General features: G+C 34.3%; 9 protein-coding genes. All 9 read left to right on the top strand.

The features are described 5' to 3' along the window. Positions 1-307: 307 nt before the first annotated feature. The 9 genes from JCM17102_RS15840 to JCM17102_RS15800 all read left to right on the top strand — a co-directional run bounded on the left by JCM17102_RS15840 (position 308) and on the right by JCM17102_RS15800 (position 8,386). Positions 308-1,732 (top strand): NDP-hexose 2,3-dehydratase family protein, encoded by a 1,425-nt coding sequence (locus JCM17102_RS15840; protein WP_025075879.1) that lies wholly within the window; start codon positions 308-310, stop codon positions 1,730-1,732. Continuing rightward, the gene (locus tag JCM17102_RS15835) at positions 1,729-2,763 is read left to right on the top strand and encodes a Gfo/Idh/MocA family protein (RefSeq protein WP_025075878.1); all 1,035 of its coding nucleotides are present in this window, start codon (positions 1,729-1,731) and stop codon (positions 2,761-2,763) included. The genes JCM17102_RS15840 and JCM17102_RS15835 overlap by 4 nt, the downstream gene beginning before the upstream one ends. Then, positions 2,760-3,635: an NAD-dependent epimerase/dehydratase family protein gene (locus JCM17102_RS24305; RefSeq protein ID WP_033886951.1), complete on the top strand. Its 876-nt coding sequence runs from the start codon at positions 2,760-2,762 to the stop codon at positions 3,633-3,635. The genes JCM17102_RS15835 and JCM17102_RS24305 overlap by 4 nt, the downstream gene beginning before the upstream one ends. 16 nt (positions 3,636-3,651) lie before the next feature. After that, complete coding sequence (locus JCM17102_RS15825; RefSeq protein WP_025075877.1) at positions 3,652-4,233, top strand: hypothetical protein; 582 nt, start codon at positions 3,652-3,654, stop codon at positions 4,231-4,233. Then, positions 4,185-4,772, top strand: a complete 588-nt coding sequence (locus JCM17102_RS24300; protein WP_025075876.1) for a glycosyltransferase — start codon at positions 4,185-4,187, stop codon at positions 4,770-4,772. The genes JCM17102_RS15825 and JCM17102_RS24300 overlap by 49 nt, the downstream gene beginning before the upstream one ends. Positions 4,773-4,938: 166 nt before the next feature. Beyond that, entirely contained in the window at positions 4,939-5,493 is a 555-nt protein-coding gene (locus JCM17102_RS32550) for an EpsG family protein (protein WP_025075875.1), read from the top strand. Beyond that, the gene (locus JCM17102_RS15810; protein WP_148302072.1) at positions 5,483-6,121 is read left to right on the top strand and encodes a hypothetical protein; all 639 of its coding nucleotides are present in this window, start codon (positions 5,483-5,485) and stop codon (positions 6,119-6,121) included. The genes JCM17102_RS32550 and JCM17102_RS15810 overlap by 11 nt, the downstream gene beginning before the upstream one ends. 4 nt (positions 6,122-6,125) lie before the next feature. Continuing rightward, positions 6,126-7,112, top strand: a complete 987-nt coding sequence (locus JCM17102_RS29140) for a glycosyltransferase family 2 protein (RefSeq protein ID WP_025075873.1) — start codon at positions 6,126-6,128, stop codon at positions 7,110-7,112. A gap of 5 nt (positions 7,113-7,117) precedes the next feature. Then, positions 7,118-8,386 carry a right-handed parallel beta-helix repeat-containing protein gene (locus tag JCM17102_RS15800; protein WP_159106345.1) on the top strand — a complete coding sequence of 423 codons (1,269 nt, stop codon included), beginning with the start codon at positions 7,118-7,120 and terminating at the stop codon, positions 8,384-8,386. Positions 8,387-8,666 lie beyond the last annotated feature (280 nt).

Raw genomic sequence — 8,666 nt, 5'->3', positions numbered from 1 at the left:
TAAGTCCGATGGATACAATGTTTGTAAGTATCATCACGACAAGCTGATTGACGTGGAGCACCTCTGTTGTATAGTTCATGCCTGTGCCAAGTTCCAATACGATTGTCAAAGGTCGTAGGGATTATGAGAACTTATTATCACTGACCATCGGAGTAAGTAATAACAAATACTAAAATACTGTCCAACTTTTGATTTTATTTATAGGAAAACCTCCTCTCATAGGCTTTCCTTGATAGATATGTCAAAATTGAATGCTAACTATAGAATATCTAAGAAATACAACATTTTTATAAACTATTTATAATATATGCATATAGAGCAAATAGAACTTGATTTTCTTATTTCTGCTATTAGTCAAGGCAATGTTATATCAACTGATAAAGTCCTTGCCTGGATGAAACAGCAGAATGACGAAGTAGTAAGCAATATAAGACAGATTCCACTTGAAGAGGTTAGAAACTGGAGCTATAGAGAAGATAGGTTACGACATGATTCTGGAAAATTCTTTTCCATTGATGGTATACGAATCACAACAAATTATCTTGATGTATCTACGTGGGATCAACCAATTATAAATCAGCCTGAGATAGGTTTCCTTGGTTTCATCACTAAGAAGATTGGTGGGGTTGTACATTTTCTTGCTCAAGCAAAAATAGAACCAGGAAACCTAAATATTGTTCAACTTTCTCCAACTCTGCAGGCTACTCGAAGTAACTTTATGCAGGTTCATGGAGGAAAGAAACCGAATTATTTGGATTATTTCAATGGAGTTAGGAAGGTACGCGTACTTGTTGATCAACTCCAAAGTGAGCAGGGGGCAAGATTTTTGCAGAAACGCAATCGTAACATCATAGTGGAGATTTCAGAGAATGAGGAAATAGAGGTTAAAGAGAATTTTATATGGCTTTCTCTTGGTCAATTCAAAGAACTGATGAGATATCCGAATGTGGTGAATATGGATTCGCGTACAGTAATTTCATGTATTCGATTTGGAAATTATTCTGAGCATTCTCTTAAGATGATGTCAGCATTCTTGAAGTTAAACACCAAGAGTGACGATCAACTGATATATTCAATGCTGAGTCATAATAATCACTTGCATGAATTGGAGGAGATTATACAATGGATGACTTCATTGAAATTCAAGTATGAATTGGATGTAGAGAAAATTGGTATTTCTAAGATGAATAATTGGATTTATGATGGTAATACTATCCATCATGAAGCTAATAAGTATTTTGACGTAATCGGTGTTCGTTGTGAAATTGCTAACCGTGAGGTTGTGTCGTGGGATCAGCCGATGGTGCGTTCTGCTCAGCATGGGTTGATGGGATTCCTTGTGAAGAAAATTAATGGTATTTATCATTTCCTTGTTCAAGCTAAACTAGAGAGTGGTAACTTTGATATCGTTGAAATGGCTCCTACTGTTCAGTGTCTTACAGGAAATTACCGTAAGGGTTTAAATGAATACACTATTCCTTATTTGGAATATTTTATGAATGCTTCAAAAGAGAATATTTGGTATTCTACATATCAGAGCGAAGAAGGAGGAAGATTCTTTCAGGAACAGAATCTGAATACAATCGTTGAAGTAGGAGATGATTTTCCTGTGGAGGTAGATCTTAACTATTGTTGGATGACACTTAATCAGATACTTTCGTTTGTGACTTATAACAATTATCTAAATATTGCAGCACGCTCGTTGTTGTCGGCAATAAGCTTTGTTAAATGATAAGAATAGGAATAATATGTCCTTCTGAAATAGCATTCAGAAGATTTTTGCCTGCATTAAAGCAAGTAAAGAATTTTACTTTTGCTGGAATAGGTGTCGCTAACGCTGAGGAATGGTATGGTAAGGGAGTTAGCTTTGATGCAGAAGCAGAGGAGAGTCGTTTAGAAAAAGAAACTGCAAAGGCGCAGACCTTCATTGATGAATGGGGAAGTGGAAAGATAATCAAAGGATATGAAAATTTTGTGTCTTTAGATGATATAGATGCTGTATATCTTCCTTTACCACCAGCATTGCATTTCAAATGGACTAAATTGGCTTTGGAGCATGGTAAGCATGTATTTGTAGAGAAACCTTCTACAACAGACACTGTTGATACTAATGAATTAATAGAACTTGCCCGCAAAAACAATCTTGCTTTCCACGAGAATTATATGTTTGTTTATCATGAGCAACTTAAAGTTATAAATGATGTTGTGAAAAGTGGGGAAATTGGGGATATACGACTCTATCGTATTTCTTTTGGTTTCCCTCGTCGTGCTCAAAATGATTTCCGTTATAACAAATCTTTAGGCGGAGGCGCTTTGATTGATGCAGGTGGTTATACTATTAAGTATGGCTCCTATTTGCTAGGGGATACAGCAAAATTAACAACTGCGCAACTCAATTATATCGATGAATTTGAAGTCGATATATATGGATCAGCTACCATGGTTAATGATAAAGGTATTACTGCACAGTTGGCTTTTGGTATGGACAATGACTATAAGTGCGACATTGAAATTTGGGGAAGTAAAGGAACAATTACTTCTAATCGTATTTTTACTGCACCTGCTGGTTTTGAACCTGAATACACTATCAAAAAGAACCAAGCTTACGAGACAAGAAAACTTCCAGTTGATGATGCTTTCCGAAAGAGCATAGAGCAATTTGAGGTTTGTATAAAAGATGAAGTGTTCAGAGAAAATGAATATAAATTAGTCGGTACTGAAGCAAAGCTACTGACCGACTTTAAAGATATGGCTGGATTATGAGTAAAGTAGCAATAATAGGCTCAAAGGGATATATTGGTCGTCACTTGGTTTGGTATCTGAAGGAACATAAAGGTATCATTGCCGAAGAATATGATATAGTTGATTCTCATGAAGAGTATTATCACAAAGTGAATATGCTGGAAAAAGAAGCTGTAGCGGGTATTAACCTGAACGTGGATTATATTTTCATGATGACAGGTTTAACAGGAACTAAAGCAGGCTTTGATAGTTATGAGCGGTTTGTGGATATAAACGAGATCGGGTTGCTTAATTTACTGGATGCAATCCGCAAATCTCCATATAGACCAAAAGTAGTATTCCCTTCAACAAGGCTTGTATACAAAGGAGTAGATAAAGCTTTGAAAGAGGAAGATGAGAAGGACACAAAGACTATTTATGCAGCTAATAAGATAGCCTGTGAAGGATATTTAAAGGCTTATAGTTATAACTTTGATATTTCTTTTACTGTATTCCGTATCTGTGTGCCTTACGGTAATATGCTGGATGATAACTACAGTTTTGGTACTGTGGGTTTTTTTATTAAAATGGCATCAGAAGGAAAGGATATTACTATGTATGGAGGTGGAACAAATAAACGTACTTTTACTCATCTTTATGATATTTGCTATCAGATGGTGGAAGGTGCTATGAATCCAGCTTCTGACAATCAGATTTATAATGTCGGTGGCGAGACTCATTCCCTCCATGATGCCGCTGAAATATTTGCAGAGAAATATGGTGTGAATGTAGTGGCAGTGCCATGGCCTGAAGCAGATTTGAGATTGGAGAGTGGTCACACTTATTTTGACGATTCGCGTATACAGTCATTGTTGGGTGAGCTTAAATATAAGAAACTAAAAGATTTGTTGTAAGAAACCTAGTCAATCTATGAGAATATTATTCTTAGGTGAATATTCTGGAGCTTTTCTTGAAATTTGTAAAGGCTTGAATAAATTAGATGTCGAAACTTATAGAATTTCTGACGGAGATAGTTATAAACATATACCAACTGATTATTTGATAAAAGTAAAGCCATTTTCAAATAGGTATGCATCAATATTGCATTATAAAGTTTGGAATAGGCTTGGTATTTCGAGATTATTTCTTTTCCTGAAAATTTGGAAATCTTTGAAGATGAAATTGATAGGATATGACGTTGTAATGCTTAATAATCCTAGATTTTTCCCGTTTGGAGATTTAATTAATAGATATATAGTCAGTTACTTAGTAAAGCATAATAAAAAAATATTTATGGCAGTCTTAGGTGATGACTATTATGTAGATAGATGGTATTTTGCAAATGATAATAAATCTTTGATGTATAAAATGCAGAAAAAAGATAAGATTATCTTTGAATTGTTCTTTGGAAAATATTTAACGGATTATATTGTAAAGAAGGCTACTGCTATAATAGCACCGACATGGTATATAAATCTGCTTATGAATGGACTGGCAAAACGTCAAAGTTGATACCTTTTGCTTGTGATGAGAGTAGAATAGGAATCCCTTTTTATATAAAAGAAGGAGAACCTATTAGAATTTTTCATGGATGGCAGAAAGGCAAAGAATACCGTAAAGGAAATGATGTTTTCGATAGAGTTATTAAGAAAGTCGTTCTTAAATATGGGAATAAAGTTGAATATCAAATAGTACAAGGCGTACCATTTGAAGAGTATCAAAAAATGTATTCAGAGTGTCATATCTATATCGATCAGCTTTATGCTCATGACAAAGCTACTAGCGGAATGTATGGAATGGCTGCAGGTAAAATAGTTTTTGCTGGGTTTGAAGAAGAGAGTCTGCAAGAATATCCTCATTACAAAGGGGAAGAGATAGGAATACCTTCAAGTATGGATGAAGACATTCTTTATAAACAATTCTGTGATTTGATTGATGACCCTCGCAGAATGGAACGAATATCAAAAAACGCAATAGAATTTGTGATGGCTAACCATGCATCAAAGAAGGTTGCTCAAATGTACCTTGATGTTTGGAATTCTGTACAGTAGCTTATAAATTTTACAATTATGTCTAACCCTACTGCATCTCTTGAGACATCAATTAACGGGAATACTCAACAGCCCCAGTTTTTCAAAATCTGAATAAGTAGCTTAGGGTGAATTGGTGTATAACCGTGTAACATGGATTTTGAAATGTTTAAAAAGATATTGAAAAATGTTGTTCGGATTTGATGAAAAATTTCAGACTATATTTTTGTTCATTTTTACATTGCTGATATTTTTCGTCGTTCCGTCTACATATTTGAATATTAAGGGTGGAAAACTGGAGAAGATATATAGCAAAAGTCTTTTAAAAGATGGGCGTTTTTGGGTAGTATGCATAGTCTACTTTGTAATTTTCGGATTCAGGTATAACTATTTACAGGACTGGAGTCAGTATGTTAGATATTACGAATACATTCAGTCGGGAGGTGAGAACAATGGTTGGCGAGAACCAGGGTTTTACATATTCGTAAAGATGTTGACGATACTGGGGTTCAACTATTACGCTATGTTCGTAATAGAGTGTTTCATGTGGATATTTTCTATATGTTATCTTTTTAAAGATAATAGAAAATATTTGGTATGGGTATTACCTTTCGTTTTCGTTACCTCTACTAATTTGGCTTTGGTAATATCTCGACAATTTTTTGCAATGTCGTTTTTACTTTTAGCTTATCGAGATTATTGGGACGGTAAGAATTTAAGGGCGCTGATATTTGCTGTATAGCCCCATGCTTCACTTTTCTGCTGTCATTTGGGTACCGGTATTTTATTTTCTAAAAAAGATAGAGTTTGTAAAGCCTGTATGGATGGTTGCAGCTTTCCTTGTGATCACTGTGTCATCTTCTGTTTTTTTTGATATTCTCGCTTCATCTGCAGAATCAATCACAGTGCTTTTCAACCTTTTTTTCGATTCGGCAGTGTACGATGTATCGACATTAGATTCGTTACAGTCTGAGACGACGGGGGCTAATCTACGTCAGATGCTCACCCTAAGTATAACACGAGGTATATATATATATAGTTATTACTATTTTCGAAAGCGCGGGTTCCTTAGCAATCCAATTATGAACAATATTGCTCTGATAGGTAGCTTGGCAATTATTGTTGATTTGTTGTTGGGTTATAACATGATTTTTTCCCGTTTTGCAACTTATATAAGAATATTCTATGATATAGGTTGGGGCATCTTTTCCTATATGGCTTTTGTTCGAATTAAAGCAGCCAGTACCACATCTAAAATACTCATATTCTTGGCTATGTTTTATATGTTTGGTAGCTTTTTTCTAGGTCTAGGTGGTCGAAAGGCGGAGGTGTCAGATGTTAATCCATTTCTAATTTACGAAATTAAATAAGAATATGTTACTAAGTATTATAATTCCTGTATATAATGTCGAGAAGTACATACGTAAGACTTTAGATAGCATCTATAGTCAGTCGTTTTTATATGAAGATCTGGAGGTCATTGTAGTTAATGATGGTACTCCTGATCATTCGATGAAAATTGTTGCAGAGTTTGATAAGGTTTGTAGCAATTTTCATGTGATTAACCAAAAAAACAAAGGACTTAGCGGGGCACGTAATACTGGACTTCTAGCTGCTCAGGGTAAGTATATTTGGTTTGTTGATAGTGATGATTGGCTTGAAGATGGATGTGTTGATAAAATCCTTCATCTGTTAAAATCAGCGACAGAGGATGTATTTGTTTTCAGAATTAGAGAATATGATGAAGAAGGAAGAATAATTATAGAAAGGCGTCATCCTTATCCTGATGGTTATCATTGTACTGGCAAAGAATGTATGCTTAATGAAAAATTTATTAATACTCCCGTTCAGATATATGTATTAAGACGGAAGTTTCTTTTGGATAACAAACTTGACTTTGTTGAAGGTCTTATACATGAGGATATGGAGTTTGTTCCTCGGATGATGATTTTTGCGCAATCTGTTGTATTTCAGCCTATCTTTTCTTATTGCTACCTTAGAAGAGTATCAGGGAATATTACCTCAGACAAAACGTTGAATCCTAAAAGACTTAAGAGTTTACTATATATAGTTGATAGATTCGAACGACTTGCCAAGCACTCTGATGATGAAAAAGCAAGAAGAATCTTTGTAAAGCATCAGGCTGGAATTGTATTAGGTATTTATTATCGTGTTACAGATGATATGATGGAGAATAATGCGGAGGGTATAATGAACCGTGAATATATCACAAGTTGTAAATTAATAGTGATGCATTGTCTTCGATACGAAAGAAATCTTCGTCATATATTGCGAGATATATTGTTCTTGTTATCAGTAAAGCAGTATCATAGAATCATGGTTCGTAAATTTATGAAATGATAGGTATGAGTAAAATGATGAAATATGCTTTTCTTTTATTCTGCATATCAATACCTTTTATTGCTAGTGCAAAGAAAATACTACTCCCTCAAAACTTCGAAAACGGGAAAAATGTGCTTAAGCAGTCTATGCTAACAGTATCTGGTGCAGAATATGTGCTACGTTATAAGTACGACTTGTTGGGTGATACAATTACTATGCCTAAGGGGGCTTCTCTTTCATTTAATAGTGATGCTTCAATAAGTAATGGTTTCCTTAAAGGTAACGATTCAAATATTAAAGCCGATGCTGCCTTTGTTATATTCTATGGAATTCAATTTGGTGGTGATTGGAATGTGAGGCATATTTATAGTACGTGGTTTAATATGAATGAAGATACTGAAGCTAATACAAGCAATTTTCGAAGTATGTGCATGCTTACTGGGGATAATCACAAAGGTACTATCTATATTGCAAGAGGAAATTATTCAGTAAAAGCCGATAAAAAGTATCCATCAGTTATGGTACTAAATAGTAACACAGAACTTATACTTGATGGAACTATTATTTTAGAAGGTAACGAACTTGAAAGTTGCAACATTATTGATATAGATAATAGACGTAATATTGTAGTGCATGGCTTAGGAATAATAATGGGGGATGTTACTACTCATATTGGCGATAAAGGGCAATGGGGAATGGGTATTTCTGTACAGAGTTCTGATAATGTTGACATAACAGATATTAAAATTAAGAATTGTTGGGGTGACTGTATCTATGTAGGCCAATCGATAAGAGAGCGAGGTAGCATTTGTCATAATGTGCGCATTCAGAATGTTGTATGTGAATCCGGGCGTCGTCAAGGATTAAGCATAATTGCAGGTAAGGATATCCTTGTGAAAAATTGCAAATTTATCAAAATTGGTTCTATTAAATTCACTGCTCCAGGTGCTGGTATTGATATCGAGCCAAACCATCCTCAAACTATTACGGAAAATATTATAATTGATGGATGTAGCTTTGGGGAGAACAATAAGGGCAAGGATCTTGCCATCATCAATCTTGATAAAACGGCAAGTATTAAAATACGTAACTGCAGTTTTGATCATAAACTAGTTTTTTGGGATAATAGTTACAATATTGAGGTTGAAAATTGCGTCATAAATATTTTAGATATAAATAAGGCAGAAAATATCATCATCAAAAATTCTTTGTTCAAAAAAAACATCTCGCCAAGAGTACGGAAACAAATTAAAGTTTTGAAGAACTGTTCTTTTCCAAAAGAAAGAATATAGTGGGACTATTTTTTGTCCATGTGGATAGGGTAAATATTTATCCGAAATGCCTTTAAAATCGACATGTTATAATGATGCAATTGCTAAAATATATGATTAAGAGTTTTTTGTAATCACACTTGTTTGTTTTGTAAAAATTGATTATTATGTTTTATTGTTTTGAAATTAAGTCAATAGCTACGTATATAGGCTTAGATCATTGAAAAATATAAAATAACACTAGTGCTAAAGTTGTGTGGATGCCTTCTATGCATCTAATGGAAAAAAGTTTATACTCACT

Origin of the sequence: Bacteroides faecichinchillae JCM 17102 (assembly GCF_000614145.1) — a bacterium.
Taxonomy (GTDB): domain Bacteria; phylum Bacteroidota; class Bacteroidia; order Bacteroidales; family Bacteroidaceae; genus Bacteroides; species Bacteroides faecichinchillae.
This window is presented reverse-complemented; position numbering and strand designations above follow the sequence as displayed.

Excerpts from the sequence above, each read along its gene's own strand:
- JCM17102_RS15840 (WP_025075879.1), top strand. The coding sequence starts at position 308 with ATGCATATAGAGCAAATAGAACTTGATTTTCTTATTTCTGCTATTAGT.
- JCM17102_RS15835 (WP_025075878.1), top strand. The coding sequence starts at position 1,729 with ATGATAAGAATAGGAATAATATGTCCTTCTGAAATAGCATTCAGAAGA.
- JCM17102_RS24305 (WP_033886951.1), top strand. The coding sequence starts at position 2,760 with ATGAGTAAAGTAGCAATAATAGGCTCAAAGGGATATATTGGTCGTCAC.
- JCM17102_RS15825 (WP_025075877.1), top strand. The coding sequence starts at position 3,652 with ATGAGAATATTATTCTTAGGTGAATATTCTGGAGCTTTTCTTGAAATT.
- JCM17102_RS24300 (WP_025075876.1), top strand. The coding sequence starts at position 4,185 with ATGGTATATAAATCTGCTTATGAATGGACTGGCAAAACGTCAAAGTTG.
- JCM17102_RS32550 (WP_025075875.1), top strand. The coding sequence starts at position 4,939 with ATGTTGTTCGGATTTGATGAAAAATTTCAGACTATATTTTTGTTCATT.
- JCM17102_RS29140 (WP_025075873.1), top strand. The coding sequence starts at position 6,126 with ATGTTACTAAGTATTATAATTCCTGTATATAATGTCGAGAAGTACATA.
- JCM17102_RS15800 (WP_159106345.1), top strand. The coding sequence starts at position 7,118 with ATGAGTAAAATGATGAAATATGCTTTTCTTTTATTCTGCATATCAATA.